Below are 16,405 nucleotides of genomic sequence, written 5' to 3' on the forward strand. Positions count from 1 at the left end.
AGTCAAGGCCAGCTCAGCGTCGAGGGCAGTTCAACGGAAGGGGACCTGTGCCGACCACGGTGGAGGCATGGCACGTTGCCGCGGTCGCCAACGGCATCATCGCCGCGGCGTACCTCGGGATCTGCGCGGCCATCCTGATCCCGCTGTACCGCACGGCACAGCTGCGCTCGAACAAGCTCGGCGTCGCCACCGCCTCCATCTTCTTCAGCTGCGCGGTGCACCACGGCGGGCACACGTTCCACCTGCTGGCGCCGATGCTCGGCTGGCACCTGCACAGCGGCGAGGCGATGCGGGCGTCGTTCAACTGGTACATGGCGAGCTGGGACGTGCTGAGCGTCGTCGTCGCCCTCTACTACTGGACGCTGCGGCGCACCTACGGGTCCCTCATGAAGGGCGCGAAGCTCTTCGAGGATCTCGAGGAGCGTGCGCGGGCCGCCGACCGGCTCGCCGAGCAGCGCGGCGCGCTGCTGTCCGCCGTTCTCGACAGCATCGTCGACGGCGTGGTGGTCGCCGACGCCGACGGCAACGTCCTCGTTCTCAACCCCGCGGCGGAACGCTATCTGCGCGGCGGCTCCGCCGACACCGACGTGAACGCCGCGCTCGTGCGGGCCCGCGCCGGCGAGACGATCACGGGCGCCGAGATCCTGGTCGAACGCGGCGACCGGCACATCCCGCTCCTGATCAACGCCAATCCGCTCACCGGCGACCAGGGCGGCAGCGTCGTCGTCCTGCACGACATCACCGAACTGCGCCGCCACGACGAACAGCGCCGCGAGTCCGAGGAGGTGCTGCGGCTGCTCCTCGACGGCGCGCGGGACTACTCGATCCTCATGCTCGACCCCACGGGCGTCGTGTGCAGCTGGAGCGCCAACGCCGAACGCATGCACGGCTACTCCGCCGAGGAGGCCATCGGCGTCTCCTACCGCTCGCTCTTCGACGCCGACGACCGCGCGGCCGGCGTTCCCGAACGGCTGCTCGCCGACGCCCGCGCACACGGCCGTGCGGAGATCTCCGGCCTGCGGGTGCGCCGGGACGGCACGGCCTTCCACGCGCAGACCGTCGTGACGCCGGTCTTCGCGGGCGACGGCGCGTTGCGCGGGTTCGTCACCGTCGCGAACGACATCACCGAACGCCGCCGCCACGAACAGGCCATCCTCGACCTCAACAACGAGCTGGAGAACCGCGTCGCCGAGCGCACCGCCCAGCTCGAACGCCAGGCCAACGAACTGCGCACCACGAACAGCGAACTGGAGGCGTTCTCCTACAGCGTCTCGCACGACCTGCGCGCACCGCTGCGGGCGATGAACGGCTTCGCCGCCATGATCGAGGAGGAGCACGGCCACCTGCTGCCCGAGGCCGGACGGCGGCAGCTCGCCAAGGTCCGCTCCGCCGCGCAGCAGATGGGTCAGCTCATCGACGCGCTGTTGGCGTTCTCCCGGCTGCAACGACAGGCGATGAACGTGGCGCCCCTCGACCCGGCCGACCTGGTCCGCGACGTCTGGGACGAACTGGCACCGGACCGCGAGGGGCGTGACGTCACGCTCGACGTCGGCGACCTGCCGGGGTGCGACGGCGACGTCCGGCTGCTGCGGCAGGTCTTCGGCAACCTGCTCGGCAACGCCGTCAAGTACACGGCGAAGGTCGAGCAGGCCCGGATCGAGGTCGGCGGCCGGGTCGACGGGTCGGAGGTCGAGTACTGGGTACGCGACAACGGTGCCGGATTCGACATGCGCTACGCCGACAAGCTGTTCAAGGTCTTCCAGCGCCTGCACCGCGCGTCGGAGTTCGACGGCACCGGCATCGGGCTGGCCCTCGTGGCCCGCATCGTCTCCCGACACGGCGGCCGGGTGCGCGCCGAGGGGTCGCCCGGCGAGGGCGCCACGTTCCATCTGGTGCTGCCGCGCACCACGACCGACGAGCGGGCCCCCACGCCGCAGAGGGAGCTTGCCGATGTCGCCCACTGAGGTCCTCATCGTCGAGGACAACCCCGACGACCTCGAACTGGCGCTGCACGCATTGCGCAAGAGCGACTTCGCCAACGCGGTGGAGGTGGCCCGCGACGGCGCCGAGGCCCTCGACCTCCTGCTCAAGACCGGCGCCGAACTCCCGAAGGTGATCCTGCTCGACGTGAAGCTGCCGCTCGTCGACGGGATCGAGGTACTGCGGGAGCTGAAGAAGGACGCGCGCACGCGGCGGGTGCCCGTGGTGATGATGACGTCCTCGGCCGAGGACCGCGACCTGGCCGCCGCCTACGAACTCGGCGCCAACAGCTACATCGTCAAGCCGGTGGACATCGACCAGTTCTACCGGGCGGTGCAGCAGGTCGGGAAGTACTGGCTGATGCTCAACCAGGGGGAACCGTGGCGCACCCGGTGACCCAGGCGCTCACGGGAGGCGGCGAGCGAGGCGGCGGGCAGACCGGCACCCCGCTGCGGATCGTCATCGTCGAGGACAACCCGGACGACGCCGAACTGCTCGCCTACGAGCTGAGCCGGGCCGGGTTCGCGCCGGACTGGCGCCGGGTGGAGAGCCTGCCGGAGTACGTGGAGGCCCTGCAGAGCGGGCCGGACGTCGTGCTCGCCGACTACTCGCTGCCGCAGTTCGGGGCGCTGGACGCGCTCGCCGAGGCGCAGGCCGTCAGCGACGTTCCGGTGATCGTGGTCAGCGGCGTGATGGACGAGGCCACCTGCGTGGAGTGCCTGCGCCGGGGCGCCACGGACTACCTGCTCAAGGACCGGCTCACCCGGCTCGGGCCGGCCGTCGAGCGGGCGCTGGCCCAGCGCGAGCTGCGCCGGGTCACCTCCCGCGCCGAGCAGGTGGCCCGGGAGAGCGAGCAGCGGTTCCGGGCGGCGTTCGACCGCGCGCCGATCGGGATGGCGGTCTCCACCTCGGACGAACGCATCCTCGACGCCAACCCGGCCCTGATGCACCTGTTGCGCCGCCCGGCGGAGCAGCTGCGCGGGGAGCCGTTCGACCAGTTCGTGCATCCGGAGGACCGGTCGGCGCTGGCGGCGCACACGAAGGAGCTGCGCTGCGGGCGGGCCGGCGCGGCCACGCTGGAGCTGCGCCTGCTGGACGCCACCGCCGAACCGGTCTGGGTGCTGTACTCGGCGGCGCTGATCGCCGGGGTGCCGGAGCCCGGTTCGGTCGAGGGGTGCACGGGACAGCTGATCCGGCAGGTGCAGGACATCACCGAACGCCGCCGCGCCGAGCAGGACCGCCGGCAGTCCATGCTGATCCTGCAGGGCATGATCGACAACGCGCCCAGCGCGCTCTACCTGCGCGCACCTGACGGGCGGTTCCTGATCGTCAACAGCGCGTTCGAGAAGCTCTCCGGTGTGCACCGGGCCGAGGTCGTGGCCGAGCACGGCGAACGGCTGCTGCCCGAGGCCCTCGCCGCCGAGCTCTCCGCGCGGGACTGGCGCTGCCAGGCGAGCCGGCAGGTGATGGCCGACGAGGAGACGCTGAACGACTCCACGTACCTGTCCATCCGCTATCCGCTCATCGACCAGTCCGGTGTCCCGTGGGCGGTCGGCGCGATCTACACCGACATCACCGACCAGAAGCGCATCCAGGGCGAACTGGCGCAGGCCAAGGACGAGCTGGAGCGCGCCAACCGGGAACTGTCGGAGCTGGACCGGATGAAGAGCGAGCTGGTGGCGACCGTCTCGCACGAGTTGCGCACGCCGCTGACCAGCATCCGCGGCTACACCGAACTGCTGATCGACAACGGCGACGCGATGTCCCCCACCGAGCGCCGCATGATCGAGATCATCGACCGGAACGGCCAACGCCTGCTCGCCCTCGTCGAGGACCTGCTCACGTTCTCCCGGATGGACGACGGGTCGTTCCAGGTCAGCGCCGACAAGGTGGACCTCGGCCGGCTCGTCGAGTCGGTCTGCGCGGGCGTCGTCCCGACCCTGCCGGCCGGCCTCTCGCTGACCATGCGCATCGAGCCCGACCTCGAACGCATCACCGGCGACCCGGCCCAGCTCGAACGGGCCGTCCTCAACCTGGTGAGCAACGCGGTGAAGTTCTCGCCGGACGGCGGCCGGATCAGCGTGGACGCGCGGCGCACCGGCGAACGCATCGAGGTGGTCGTCGCCGACACCGGCATCGGGATGGCGCCGGAGGAGCAGACCAAACTCTTCCAGCGCTTCTACCGCACGGCCACCGCACAGACCCGTCAGATCCAGGGCACCGGCCTCGGGCTGGCGCTGGTCAAGGGCATCGTCGAACGCCACGGCGGCACCGTGCGCCTGACCTCCGCACCGGCGGCCGGCACGACGGTCACCATCGACCTGCCGCTGACCGGACCTACGGCAGCGCCACCAGACGGAAGTGCTCCTTGAGCCACGGCAGGCAGATCCGGTAGGCCTGGATCGTCGTGGGCTGGCCGTTGTCGTGCGACAGCACGATCGAGCCGGGCTTGGTGTCCTTCTTGATGGCGCCGACGATGCGCTGGACGTGCGCCTCGTCGTTGGGCGACTTGGTGTGGTCCCAGTCCCGCATGTCGTAGTCCCAGTAGATGGACTTCATGCCGTAGCCCTTGGCGATCTCGACCATCTTGTTGTCGAAGTTGCCACCGGGTGCGCGGAAGTACGGGATCTTCGCGCCCGGGACGGCCGCCATGATCGCCTCGTTGGTGTGGACCATGTCCCAGCGCATGTAGCCCTCGTCCTTCTTGGCGAGGTCCGTCAGGTGCTGCCAGGAGTGGTTGCAGAGCGTGTGGCCCTCCTCGGCGATCCGCTTCACCAGCTCCGGGTGCTTCTCCGCCCGGAAGCCGACCAGGCAGAACGTCGCCTTGACGTCGTGCTTCTTCAGCTCGTCCAGGATCGCCGGCGTGTTGATCGGGTCGGGCCCGTCGTCGAACGTCAGCGCCACCGAGTCGTCGCCGGTGCGCCGCACCGAGTTGCCCGGCCCGTACATGGGGTCACGCGGCGACTTCGACGGGCTCGCACCGGGCCGCGGTGAGCCGGACGGGTCGGCGCCGGACGGGGCGGACGGGGACGCGGTGGGCGACGGCGCCGGGTTGTCCTTCGCCGTCGGATCGCCGCGATGCGGGACACCCGCCTGCTCGCCCGTACCGGGTGGCGCGGCGTGGGAGGTCTGGCCGGCGTTGGAACGCGGCGTGTCGCCGCTGTCACCGAACGCCGGGCTGACAAGTGTCAACACGGCCGCCACCAGCAAAAACGGCAAGCGCACCCGTCCGTAGACGTAGGCCCACCCCTCCTGACGCACCCGGTGACGCGCCACTTTGGCCCCAGAAGTCACCCGAGCACCATACGCGACTGCCGTTCACTCTTGTGACGGAGCTCGATCCGGTTTTTCGGCTAATCTGGGACTTCTCTGTGTGCGGCGGACGGGGGTGGAGGGTGCGCACTGACTCGCGCACGCGGCTCTCCGCCCTGTTGGCGCTGCTGCTGGCCGTCCTGGTGCTGGCCCCGACGCGGGCCGGCGCGGACACGTCGACGGGCGGGTTCGGGCGTTCCGGGTCGCCGGCCGCGATCGGCGCGCCGCATGCCGGACAGCTCGCCCAGCCGCACCGTGACCAGGCCCCGCAGCTCGGCGGGGGTGCCTTCGGCGCCGCGTTCTCCGCCGCGCCGTGGGTCCTCGCCGCCGCGTCGCGCCTGCGGGCACTCCGTCTTTTCTTCGCGGGAACGTCCACCGCGGGCGCACCCGCGGGCCCTTCCGGGCCGGTTCACGTCTCCTGGTGGGGACGGGCACCGCCGCACGCGTAAGCGCGTGTGAGCCCTTCTGCCCGTTTCTTACTTTCTATAGGAGAACCCCCTTGTCCCGCGCACTCTCCGTGCGCGCGGTGTTGGCTCTCGTGGTTGTCGGCGTCTCCGGTTGGCTCGTTGCCGACCGGCCGCCGAACCTGGGCCTCGACCTGCGCGGCGGCACCCAGATCGTGCTCGAAACGCGAGACGGCGATCTCGCGAAGGCCACCTCGAAGACCACCGACGAGGCGCTGGAGGTCCTGCGCCGCCGCGTCGACCAGCTCGGCGTGAGCGAACCGTCGCTGACCCGCTCCGGCGAGAAGCGGATCATCGTCGAACTGCCGGGCGTCCAGGACCCGGCGGAGGCGGTGGCGGTCGTCGGCCGCACGGCGCAGCTGACGTTCCATCCGGTGCTCGGCATCGGTGCCGACCCGAACGCCGCCCCCTCACCTACCCCGTCGGCCTCCCCGGGTGCATCCCCGGCGGCGTCCGCCTCGGCAGCGGCGTCGCCGGGCGCCTCCGCCTCCGCCGGCGCCGCGCCCTCGGGGAGCCCGTCGGCGACGGCCCCGCCCACGACCGGGCAGAACGGGGAGCTCACCCTCTCCGACGAGGACGGCGCCGAGTGGCTGCGCCTGGGCCCGGCCGTGATCGACGGCAGCCTCGTCGAGGACGCCCAGGCCGGCACGGGGCAGTTCGCCGGCTGGCAGATCGACGTCGAGTTCCGGGGCAGGGGTCCGGACGCCTGGCAGAAGCTGACCGGCGAGGCCGCGTGCGCCCCGATGACCGATCCGAAGCGGCGGGTCGCCATCGTGCTCGACGGGAAGATCATCTCCTCGCCGCAGGTGGTCCAGGAGATCGGCTGCAACGTCGGCATGACCGGCGGCCGCACCTCCATCACCGGCCAGTTCAGCGGCGGTGAGGCGAAGGATCTGGCGCTGCTGATCCGCGCCGGCGGCCTGCCGGTGCCGGTTCAGGTGATCGAACAGCGCACCGTCGGCCCGACGCTCGGCGCCGACGCCATCGAGGCCTCCGCCCGCGCCGCCGTGCTCGGGCTCGCCGCCACGATCCTGTTCATCATCGCCGTGTACCGGCTGGTCGGCGGGCTGGCCGCGGTCGCACTCGTGGCGTACGGGCTGATCTCCTACGCGGCCCTGCTCGCCCTGGACGCCACGCTCACCCTGCCCGGCCTCGCCGGGTTCGTGCTCGCGATCGGCATGGCCGTCGACGCCAACGTGCTCGTCTTCGAACGCGCCAGAGAGGAGTACGCCGCCGGTAAGCGCACCATGCGGCAGGCCATCGACGTCGGGTTCGACAAGGCGTGGTCGGCCATCCTCGACTCGAACGTCACCACGCTGCTCGCCGCCGGCCTGCTCTTCTTCCTCGCCTCGGGGCCGGTGCGCGGGTTCGGGGTGACGCTGTCGATCGGCGTGATCGCGTCCATGTTCACGGCGCTGGTGCTGAGCCGCGTGCTGGTGACCTGGGCGCTGCGGCGGCGGTTCGTATCGAAGCGGCCGGGTATCACCGGGCTCGGCGGGATCGGCAGGGTCCGCGCCTGGCTCGAGGAGAAGGACCCCGACATCATGGGCCGCCGCAGACTGCTGCTCACGATCTCGGCGGTGGCGGTCGTCGTCGCGATCCTGGGCATCGGGCTGCGCGGGCTCAACTGGGGCGTCGAGTTCACCGGCGGGCGGCTGGTCGAGTACAGCGCGGCCGGCGTGAGCGTCGACGAGGCCCGCGCGGCGGTCGCCGGGACCGGCCTGGACCGGGCCGTCGTGAACGCCTCCGGCGACGGCAACATCAGCGTGCGCTCGGGCGGGTTCGACGACGCGGCCGAGCAGAAGGTGCGCGCCGCGCTGGCCGCCGGGAGCGACGGCGGCGTGCAGCGGCTGCGCGACGAGCAGATCGGCCCCAGCCTCGGCGACGAACTGCGCAACAAGGCGTTGATCGCCCTCGGCGTGGCGTTGGCGGCGCAGCTGACCTACCTGGCGTTCCGGTTCCGCTGGCAGTGGGCCGCCGCCTCGGTGGTGGCGATGCTGCACGACGTGGTGATCGTGGTGGGCTTCTTCGCCTGGCTCGGCAAGCCGATCGACGGTGTCTTCCTGGCCGCGATCCTGACCGTCATCGGCTACTCGGTGAACGACTCCGTCGTGGTCTTCGACCGCATCCGCGAACTCGTCCGCGGGGCGCGGAAGGAGGCGTTCGCGACGCTGGCCAACCGGGGCAGTCTGCAGACCGTGCCCCGAACGGTCAACACCGGCCTCGGTGCGATCTTCGTGCTGATCGCGCTCGCCGTGCTGGGGCGGGACTCACTGGTCGATTTCGCCCTTGCACTGCTGGTCGGCGTTCTGGTCGGCACATACTCGTCGGTGTTCTTCGCGACGCCGCTGGCTATCGTCTTCGAGTCCCGGCCCGGTGGGCTGGTGCCGACGTTGGACGCTCGGGTGCGCGCCGCCGCTCGTGCCCGTTCCCCCAAGAACGCCCCCAAGAGAGTACGGACGAGGAGTTGAGCATGGACATCGAGCGGGTCAACCTGCCGGGTATCGGGATGCAGCACTCGGTGACCACCTCGCGTGGCCGCCGCCTGGGTGTGGTGTCCCATCACACCGGCCGCCGTGACCTGGTCGTCTACGACAAGGACGACCCCGACTCGACCGTGGTCAACGTGGCGCTCACCCCCGACGAGGCCAACGTCGTCGCCGAACTCCTCGGCACGGCCCGCATCGTCGAGCGCCTCGCCGAGCTGAACCGCCAGGTCGAGGGCCTGGTCACGCAACAGATCGCGATCCCGGCCGGATCGCCGTACGACGGGCGTACGCTCGGTGACACCCAGACCCGGACCCGCACCGGCGCCTCGATCGTGGCCGTCGTGCGGGACCGGGAGGTGTTCGCCAGCCCCCGCCCCGACTTCCGGTTCGTGGCCGGTGACGTGATCGTGGCGGTCGGCACCGCCGACGGCACCAACGCGGTCGCGTCGATCCTGACGGACGGATAGGGGCGCGCATGCACGGGATTCTCTTGGTGGAGATCGGCGCGATCATCCTGAGTCTCGGACTGCTCGCCGCCCTGGCGTCCAGGTTCTCGATCTCGCCGATCCCCTTCTACCTGATCGCCGGCCTCGCGTTCGGCACCGGCGGCGTGTTGAAGTTCGACGAGAGCGAGTCGTTCATCGTCGCCGGCGCGGAGATCGGCGTCATCCTGCTGCTGTTCACCCTCGGCCTGGAGTACACGGCGGCGGAACTGGTCGGCACGCTGCGTTCCGCCGCCCCGGCCGGGCTGCTGGACCTGGTGCTCAACTCCGCACCCGGCGTCGCCGTCGCGCTGATCCTGGGCTGGGGGCCGGTGGCTGCCGTCGCGATGGGCGGCGTCACCTACGTGACCTCCTCCGGGATCACCGCCAAGGTGATGGGCGACCTCGGCTGGCTCGGTAACCGCGAGACGCCGGTGGTGCTGTCGCTGCTGGTCTTCGAGGACCTCACGATGGCGGTCTACCTGCCGATCCTCACCGCGCTGCTGGCCGGTGCGGGGCTGCTGGCCGGATCGATCACGCTCGCCATCGCCGCGGCGACGATCACCGTGGTGCTGCTCGTGGCGCTGAAGTTCGGCCACGTGGTGGAGCGGTTCGTGGCCAGTGACAGCGAAGAGGTGCTGCTGCTGAAGGTGCTCGGCCTGACGGTGCTGGTCGCTGGGGTGGCCGCCGAACTGAAGGTGTCGGCGGCCGTCGGGGCGTTCCTGGTGGGCATCGCGCTGTCGGGGCCGCTGGCGCACACGGCGCGGGAGATGCTGACGCCGTTGCGCGACCTGTTCGCGGCGGTGTTCTTCGTGCTGTTCGGCCTGCAGACCGACCCGGGGTCGCTGATCCCGGTGCTCGGCATCGCGGTGCTGCTGGCGTTCACCGGCCTGATCACCAAGGCGGCGACGGGCTGGATCGCGGCGTACCGGGCCGGCCTGGGCATCTCGGCCCGCTGGCGGGCGGGAGCGGCGCTGCTGCCGCGCGGGGAGTTCAACATCGTCATCGCCGGTCTGGCGGTCACGGCCGGCGTCAACGAACGGATGCGCCCGCTCGCGGCGGCGTACGTGCTGATCGTGGCGGTGGTCGGCCCGATAGCCGCCCGCGGCGCCGAACCGCTCGCCAAATGGATCACGGCACGCTCGAAACCTAGCCTGGTCAAGAGCTAGCTGCGAGACTGTGCCGCATGGCGGCGAAGAGTGTGGACGAGTACGTCGACGGGCTCGACGGGCCGAAGCGTGCGCTGGTCGACGAATTGCACGCGCTGGCGCGCGAAGCCGTGCCGGATGCCTCCGTGGCGATCAAGTGGGGGCATCCGGCGTGGATCCATCCGTCCGGGACGATCCTCTTCATGATCAGCACGCACGCGAAGCACGTCAACTTCGCGCTCACGCCGAGCACGCGGGAAGCGTTCGACGAGGAGCTGACCGGCTACGAAACCGGCAAGGGCTTTGTCAAGCTCCCGTACGGAAAGCCGCCGCCGTCCGACGTGCTGCGCCGGATGATCGAATACCGCGTGCGCGAGCACGAGGACGACGGCGTCCTCTGGATGTGAGTCAGCGGGCGGCCGTCAACGGGCGGCTGCTCGGGACCACCGGCGACGGGAGCGTGCCCTCGGCGCCGAGGTAGCCGTGGATGCTCGCCGCCGCCGCGCGCCCCTCGGCGATCGCCCAGACGATCAGGCTCGCGCCGCGGTGCATGTCGCCCGCCACGAACACCCCAGGGACCTGCGTCTGCCAGTCCGCGCCGCAGTCCACCGTGCCCCGGGTGGCCAGGCCCAGTTCGCCCAGCAGCGGCCCGGCGTCGGTGCCCTCGAAGCCGATCGCCAGCAGCACCAGGTCGGCCGGGAGATCGCGTTCGGTGCCGGGCACCACGGTCATCAGGCGCCGGCCGTCGACCTTCTCCACCCGCACCTCGGCGATCCGCACCGCCGTCAGCTGCCCGTCGACCCCCACGAACTCCTGCACCGCGACGGCGAAGACGCGTTCGCCGCCCTCCTCGTGCGCCGGGTACTCGCGCAGCACGAACGGCCACGTCGGCCACGGGTCGCGGTCCTCGTCGCGGTGATCCGGCGGTTCGGGGTAGATGTCGAGCTGCGTGACGCTCGCCGCGCCCTGCCGGTGGGCCACACCCAGGCAGTCCGCCGCGGTGTCGCCGCCGCCGATGATGATCACGTGCTTGCCGTGCGCGTGCACCGGTCCCCCGGCGGGAACGCCGTGCAGGCCGCTCAGCACCGGCCCGTGCGCCGGACGGGCCGGCACCGCCGGGTCGAGGCCGGCGACCTCGCGGTTGGCGGGCACCAGATGTTCCATCGCCAGATGAACGCCGCGGAGACGACGGCCCGGAGTCTCCGGCGTGTCCCGGCTCTGCAGGGCGCCGCAGGCGAGCAGGAGCGCGTCGTGCCGCTCCCGCAACTCCCGGACGGAAACCGACACCCCGACGTCGACGCCGGTCTCGAACGTCACGCCCTCGGCCCGCAGCTGCGCGAGGCGCTTGTCGATGACCGTCTTCTCGAGCTTGAAGTCGGGAATCCCGTAGCGCAGCAGCCCACCGATCGCGTCGTCGCGCTCGTAGACGGTGACGTCGTGACCGGCCCGCGCCAGCTGCTGCGCGGCGGCCAGCCCGGCCGGCCCGGAGCCCACCACGCCGACCGAACGCCCCGACGGCACCCAGCCCGAGTGCGGCGACAGCTCCGCCCGGTTGGCGATCTCCACCTCGATCTGCTTGATCGTCACGGGGTCGTCGCCGATCCCCAGGACGCAGGCCGCCTCGCACGGCGCCGGACACAGCCGCCCGGTGAACTCCGGGAAGTTGTTCGTGGCGTGCAACGACTCCGCGGCGGCCGCCCACTGGCCGGTGCGCACGAGGTCGTTCCAGTCCGGGATGCGGTTGCCGAGCGGGCAGCCGTCGTGGCAGAACGGGATGCCGCAGTCCATGCACCGCGTCGCCTGCTCGCCGATCAGCTGTTCCTGAGCCGGCGGGTAGACCTCTTTCCAGTCCCGCAGCCGGATGGGAACCGGCCGGCGGGCGGGCAGGCGACGCGGGTAGCGCATGAAGCCGTTCGGGTCAGGCACGGACCGCCTCCATCACCGCCGACGCCACGTCGCGGCCCTCCTCCTCGGCGGCGCGCATGACGTCCAGCACTCGCTGGTAGTCACGAGGGGTGACGGCGGTGAAGTCGTGCACCGCGTTCGCCCAGTCCCCGAGAATACCCTCGGCAACCGTCGAACCCGTTTCGGCGAGATGACGTTCGACCAGCGCGCGGACCTTCTCCTGGGCCTGCGCCGAGAGCGGGGAGAGGTCCACCAACTCCTTGTTGACCTTGTCGGGGTCGAGCTTCCACACGTAGGCGAGGCCGCCGGACATTCCCGCCGCGAAGTTGCGCCCGGTCGCCCCGAGCACCACCACGGTGCCGCCGGTCATGTACTCGCAGCCGTGGTCGCCGACGCCCTCGACGACGGCCGTGGCGCCGGAGTTGCGCACGCAGAAGCGTTCGCCGACCCGGCCGCGCAGGTAGACCTCGCCGCGGGTGGCGCCGTAGAGCACCGTGTTGCCCGCGATGATCTGCTCCTCCGCCTTGTACGGCACCGACTCGTCCGGCCGGATGATCAGCCGGCCGCCGGAGAGCCCCTTGCCGACGTAGTCGTTGCCGTCGCCGATCAGCCGCAGCGTCACGCCCTTCGGCACGAACGCGCCGAACGACTGCCCCGCCGTGCCGCGCAGCACGAACTCGATCGTGCCGTCCGGCAGGCCGTCGCGGTGCCGGCGCACCACCTCGCCGCCGAGCATCGCGCCGACGCTGCGGTGCTCGTTGCGGACCGCGAACTCCACCTTCACCGGGGTCCGCGAGTCCAGCGCCGGGCCGGCCGCCGCGATGAGCTGGTTGTCCAGCGCGCGTTCCAGCTTGTGGTCCTGCTTGGTCGCCTGGCGGCGCACCGCGCCCTCGTCCAGTTCGGGCACGTAGAGCAGCGGCGTCAGGTCCAGGCCGTGCGCCTTCCAGTGGTGCACGGCCGGCCGGACGTCCAGCAGGTCGGCCCGGCCGATCGCCTCGTCCAGCGTGCGGAAGCCCAGTTCGGCCAGGTAGCCGCGGACCTCCTCGGCGAGGTACTCGAAGAACGTCTGCACGAACTCCGGCTTGCCGGTGTAGCGCTCACGCAGCTTCGGGTTCTGCGTGGCGATGCCGACCGGGCAGGTGTCCAGGTGGCAGACCCGCATCATGATGCAGCCCGACACGATCAGCGGCGCGGTCGCGAACCCGAACTCCTCGGCCCCCAGCAGCGCGGCGATCAGCACGTCGCGGCCGGTCTTCAGCTGCCCGTCGGCCTGCACCACCACGCGGTCGCGCAGCCCGGACAGCAGCAGCGTCTGCTGGGTCTCCGCCAGGCCCAGCTCCCACGGGACGCCGGCGTGCTTGAGGGAGTTCAGCGGGGAGGCGCCGGTGCCGCCGTCGTGGCCGCTGATCAGGATGACGTCGGCCTTGGTCTTGGCGACGCCGGCCGCGACCGTGCCGACGCCGACCTCGCTCACCAGCTTCACGTGGATGCGGGCGGCCGGGTTGACGTTCTTCAGGTCGTAGACCAGCTGCGCCAGGTCCTCGATCGAGTAGATGTCGTGGTGCGGCGGGGGCGAGATGAGGCCCACGCCGGGCGTGGCGTGCCGGGTCTTCGCGATCCACGGCCACACCTTGTTGCCGGGCAGCTGGCCGCCCTCGCCGGGCTTGGCACCCTGCGCCATCTTGATCTGGATGTCGTCGGCCTGGACGAGGTACTCCGTCGTCACGCCGAAGCGGCCGCTGGCGACCTGCTTCACGGCCGAACGGCGTTCCGGGTCGTAGAGGCGCTCGGCGTCCTCGCCGCCCTCGCCGGTGTTCGACTTGCCGCCGAGGCGGTTCATCGCGATGGCCAGCGTCTCGTGCGCCTCCATCGAGATCGAGCCGTACGACATGGCACCGGTGGCGAACCGCTTCACGATCTCGCTGACCGGTTCGACCTCGTCGATCGGCACCGGCGGACGCTCGCCCAGCTTCATCTGGAACAGCCCGCGCAGCGAACCGGCCTCGGCCGCCAGCCTGTCCACAGTGGACGTGTACTGCCGGAAGACGTCGAACTGCCGCGAACGCGTGGCGTGCTGCAGCAGGAACACCGTCTGCGGGTTGAACAGGTGCAGTTCGCCCTCGCGCCGCCACTGGTACTCGCCGCCGACCTCGAGCTGGCGGTGTGCGCGCTCGGCCTCGTTGGCCGGGTACGCCTTGGCGTGCCGGGCCATGATCTCGGCGTGGATCTCCGGCAGGCCGATGCCCGCGATCTTCGAGGGCGTGCCGGTGAAGTAGCGCTGCACCAGGTCGTCGGAGAGCCCGACCGCCTCGAACACCTGCGCGCCGCAGTACGACGACACGGTGGAGATGCCCATCTTCGACATGATCTTCAGAACGCCCTTGCCGAGCGCCTTCACGTAGTTGCGCACGGCCTTCTTCGGCTCCAGCCCGGTCAGGAACCCGTGCCGGATCAGGTCCTCCGCCGACTCGAACGCCAGATACGGGTTGACCGCCGACGCCCCGAACCCGAGCAGCACCGCCACGTGGTGCACCTCGCGACAGTCGCCGGACTCCACGATCAGCGACACCTGGGTACGGGTCTGCTCCCGCACGAGGTGCTGGTGCACGGCCGCCGTCAGCAGCAGCGACGGGATCGGGGCCAGGTCGGCGTTGCTGTCCCGGTCGGAGAGGACCAGGATGCGCACGCCGTCCTCGATCGCCTCGGAGACGCCGCGCAGGATCTCCACGAGGCGCGCCTTGATACCCGTGGCGCCGTCCCGCAGCCGGTACAGCCCGGAGACCCGCACCGCCTTGAACCCGGGCAGGTCGCCGTCCTCGTCGATGTTCACGATCTTGGCGAGCTCGTCGTTGTCCAGCACCGGGTAGGGCAGCTCGATCTGGCGGCAGCTGGCCGGCCCCGGGTCGAGCAGGTTGCCCTCCGGGCCGATGGTGCTCTGCACGCTGGTGACGAGTTCCTCGCGGATCGCGTCCAGCGGCGGGTTGGTCACCTGGGCGAACAGCTGCGTGAAGTAGTCGTACAGCAGCCGCGGCCGGGTCGACAGCGGCGCGATCGGGGTGTCGGTGCCCATCGAGCCGATCGGCTCGGCGCCGGTGCGCGCCATCGGGCCGACCAGGATCTTCAGCTCTTCTTCCGTGTACCCGAACGTCTGCTGCCGGCGCTGCACCGAGTCGTGCGTGTACACGACGTGCTCGCGCTCGGGCAGGTTGCCCAGGCGCAGCAGCCCCGCGTGCAGCCAGTCGCCGTAGGGCTGCTCGGCGGCGAGCCGCCCCTTGATCTCGTCGTCCTCGAGGATCCGGCCCGCGGTCGTGTCGACCAGGAACATCTTCCCGGGCTGGAGCCGGCCCTTGCGGACCACCGTCGCCGGGTCGAGGTCGAGCACGCCCGCCTCGCTCGCCATCACGACGAGGCCGTCGGTGGTCAGGCACCAGCGCCCCGGCCGCAGGCCGTTGCGGTCCAGCACCGCGCCGATCACGTCCCCGTCGGTGAACGCCACGCTCGCCGGCCCGTCCCAGGGCTCCATCAGGCTCGCGTGGAACTGGTAGAACTCCCGCCGACCCGGTTCCATGCCGGGATCGTTCTCCCACGCCTCGGGAATCATCATCAGCACGGCGTGCGGCAGCGGCCGGCCCGCGAGGTGCAGCAGCTCGAGCACCTCGTCGAAGTTGGCCGAGTCGGAGGCCTCCGGTGTGCACACCGGGAAGATGCGGCGCAGGTTGCCCGGGATGAGGTCGGTGGCGAGCAGCGCCTCGCGGGCGGCCATCCAGTTGCGGTTGCCCCGGATGGTGTTGATCTCGCCGTTGTGCGCGATGTACCGGTACGGGTGCGCCAGCGGCCACGACGGGAAGGTGTTCGTGGAGAAGCGCGAGTGCAGCAGCACCAGCGCGCTGTCGACCCGTTCGTCGGTCAGCTCGGTGAAGAACTGCGGCACCTGGTCGGGCGTGAGCATGCCCTTGTACGTGATGGTGCGCGGCGACAGCGACACGAAGTGGCACGGCACCTTGCGGTCCCGGGTCTCCCGCTCGGCCTGCTTGCGCACGCAGTACGCGACCCGCTCCAGCTCGATGCCGGACAGCGGCTCGCCCGCGCCGGGGCCGGTGAGCCGGTCGGCCGCGAGGAAGATCTGCAGCACGCGGGGCATCGCATCGAGCGCGGACTTGCCCAGCCCGCCCGGGTCGACGGGCGGCGCGCGCCAGCCCAGCACCCGCGCGCCCTCGACGAGGGCGTACTTCTCGATCATGCGCTGCGCCTTGGCGGCCAGCTCCGCGTCCTGCGACACGAACACGAGTCCGGTCGCGTACTCCCCCGCCGCCGGCAGGTCGAACTCGACCACCGCGCGGTAGAAGGAGTCGGGCACCTGAATCAGCACACCGGCGCCGTCGCCGGTGTTCGGCTCGGCACCCCGGGCACCACGATGGTCCATGCGACTCAGCGCGGTCAGCCCTTTGCGGACGATCTCATGCGACCGCCGGCCCGCCACATCGGCGACAAAACCCACGCCGCAGGCGTCGTGCTCGAACGCCGGGTCGTACAAACCCTGGCGCGGCGGTGACGATGGGAACATCCGAGGCCTCCTGACGTCATCGATCTATTTTTGGGACGACGTCGGCCCAGGACAGCTGCGG

11 protein-coding genes are annotated in these 16,405 nt (G+C 71.1%); 8 read left to right on the top strand and 3 right to left on the bottom strand.

The window, feature by feature from the left end; all coding sequences use genetic code 11:
• Positions 1 to 47 precede the first annotated feature (47 nt).
• Genes Val02_RS19155 through Val02_RS19165 form a run of 3 tightly spaced genes read left to right on the top strand, consistent with a single transcriptional unit; the run spans position 48 to position 4,352 of the window.
• Positions 48 to 1,964, top strand: a complete 1,917-nt coding sequence (locus tag Val02_RS19155; protein ID WP_203900485.1) for a sensor histidine kinase — start codon at positions 48 to 50, stop codon at positions 1,962 to 1,964.
• Positions 1,951 to 2,376, top strand: coding sequence for a response regulator (locus tag Val02_RS19160; protein ID WP_203900486.1), 426 nt, complete (start codon positions 1,951 to 1,953; stop codon positions 2,374 to 2,376). The genes Val02_RS19155 and Val02_RS19160 overlap by 14 nt, the downstream gene beginning before the upstream one ends.
• Positions 2,361 to 4,352, top strand: a complete 1,992-nt coding sequence (locus Val02_RS19165) for a hybrid sensor histidine kinase/response regulator (RefSeq protein ID WP_203900487.1) — start codon at positions 2,361 to 2,363, stop codon at positions 4,350 to 4,352. The genes Val02_RS19160 and Val02_RS19165 overlap by 16 nt, the downstream gene beginning before the upstream one ends.
• Here Val02_RS19165 and Val02_RS47460 read toward each other — a convergent pair.
• The gene (locus tag Val02_RS47460; protein ID WP_239153178.1) at positions 4,318 to 5,274 is read right to left on the bottom strand and encodes a polysaccharide deacetylase family protein; all 957 of its coding nucleotides are present in this window, start codon (positions 5,272 to 5,274) and stop codon (positions 4,318 to 4,320) included. The two genes, Val02_RS19165 and Val02_RS47460, sit on opposite strands and share 35 nt — an antisense overlap.
• 101 nt (positions 5,275 to 5,375) lie before the next feature.
• Between Val02_RS47460 and Val02_RS19175 the strand changes: the two genes are divergently transcribed.
• From Val02_RS19175 to Val02_RS19195, 5 genes are read left to right on the top strand one after another with little or no spacing between them, the layout of a single operon-like run.
• Positions 5,376 to 5,741, top strand: coding sequence for a hypothetical protein (locus tag Val02_RS19175; protein ID WP_203900488.1), 366 nt, complete (start codon positions 5,376 to 5,378; stop codon positions 5,739 to 5,741).
• A 50-nt stretch (positions 5,742 to 5,791) separates the two neighbouring features.
• Positions 5,792 to 8,227, top strand: coding sequence for a protein translocase subunit SecD (gene secD, locus Val02_RS19180; RefSeq protein WP_203900489.1), 2,436 nt, complete (start codon positions 5,792 to 5,794; stop codon positions 8,225 to 8,227).
• Between the two features lie 2 nt (positions 8,228 to 8,229).
• A complete protein-coding gene (locus Val02_RS19185) occupies positions 8,230 to 8,712 on the top strand; it encodes a cation:proton antiporter regulatory subunit (RefSeq protein WP_373317914.1) in 483 nt (160 codons plus the stop codon).
• 8 nt (positions 8,713 to 8,720) lie between these two features.
• A complete protein-coding gene (locus Val02_RS19190; protein WP_203900491.1) occupies positions 8,721 to 9,896 on the top strand; it encodes a cation:proton antiporter in 1,176 nt (391 codons plus the stop codon).
• A gap of 17 nt (positions 9,897 to 9,913) precedes the next feature.
• Positions 9,914 to 10,282 carry an iron chaperone gene (locus Val02_RS19195; RefSeq protein WP_203900492.1) on the top strand — a complete coding sequence of 123 codons (369 nt, stop codon included), beginning with the start codon at positions 9,914 to 9,916 and terminating at the stop codon, positions 10,280 to 10,282.
• Position 10,283: 1 nt separating this feature from the next.
• Here the strand turns inward: Val02_RS19195 and Val02_RS19200 are convergent, their stop codons facing one another.
• The gene (locus Val02_RS19200; protein WP_203900493.1) at positions 10,284 to 11,801 is read right to left on the bottom strand and encodes a glutamate synthase subunit beta; all 1,518 of its coding nucleotides are present in this window, start codon (positions 11,799 to 11,801) and stop codon (positions 10,284 to 10,286) included.
• On the bottom strand, positions 11,794 to 16,344 hold the full coding sequence (gene gltB, locus Val02_RS19205; protein ID WP_203900494.1) for a glutamate synthase large subunit: 4,551 nt from the start codon (positions 16,342 to 16,344) through the stop codon (positions 11,794 to 11,796). The genes Val02_RS19200 and gltB overlap by 8 nt, the downstream gene beginning before the upstream one ends.
• Positions 16,345 to 16,405 lie beyond the last annotated feature (61 nt).

The organism is Virgisporangium aliadipatigenens (genome assembly GCF_016863615.1).
GTDB lineage: Bacteria > Actinomycetota > Actinomycetes > Mycobacteriales > Micromonosporaceae > Virgisporangium > Virgisporangium aliadipatigenens.

Excerpts from the sequence above, each read along its gene's own strand:
- Val02_RS19160 (WP_203900486.1), top strand. The coding sequence starts at position 1,951 with ATGTCGCCCACTGAGGTCCTCATCGTCGAGGACAACCCCGACGACCTC.
- Val02_RS19185 (WP_373317914.1), top strand. The coding sequence starts at position 8,230 with ATGGACATCGAGCGGGTCAACCTGCCGGGTATCGGGATGCAGCACTCG.
- Val02_RS19190 (WP_203900491.1), top strand. The coding sequence starts at position 8,721 with ATGCACGGGATTCTCTTGGTGGAGATCGGCGCGATCATCCTGAGTCTC.
- Val02_RS19195 (WP_203900492.1), top strand. The coding sequence starts at position 9,914 with ATGGCGGCGAAGAGTGTGGACGAGTACGTCGACGGGCTCGACGGGCCG.
- gltB (WP_203900494.1), bottom strand. The coding sequence starts at position 16,344 with ATGTTCCCATCGTCACCGCCGCGCCAGGGTTTGTACGACCCGGCGTTC.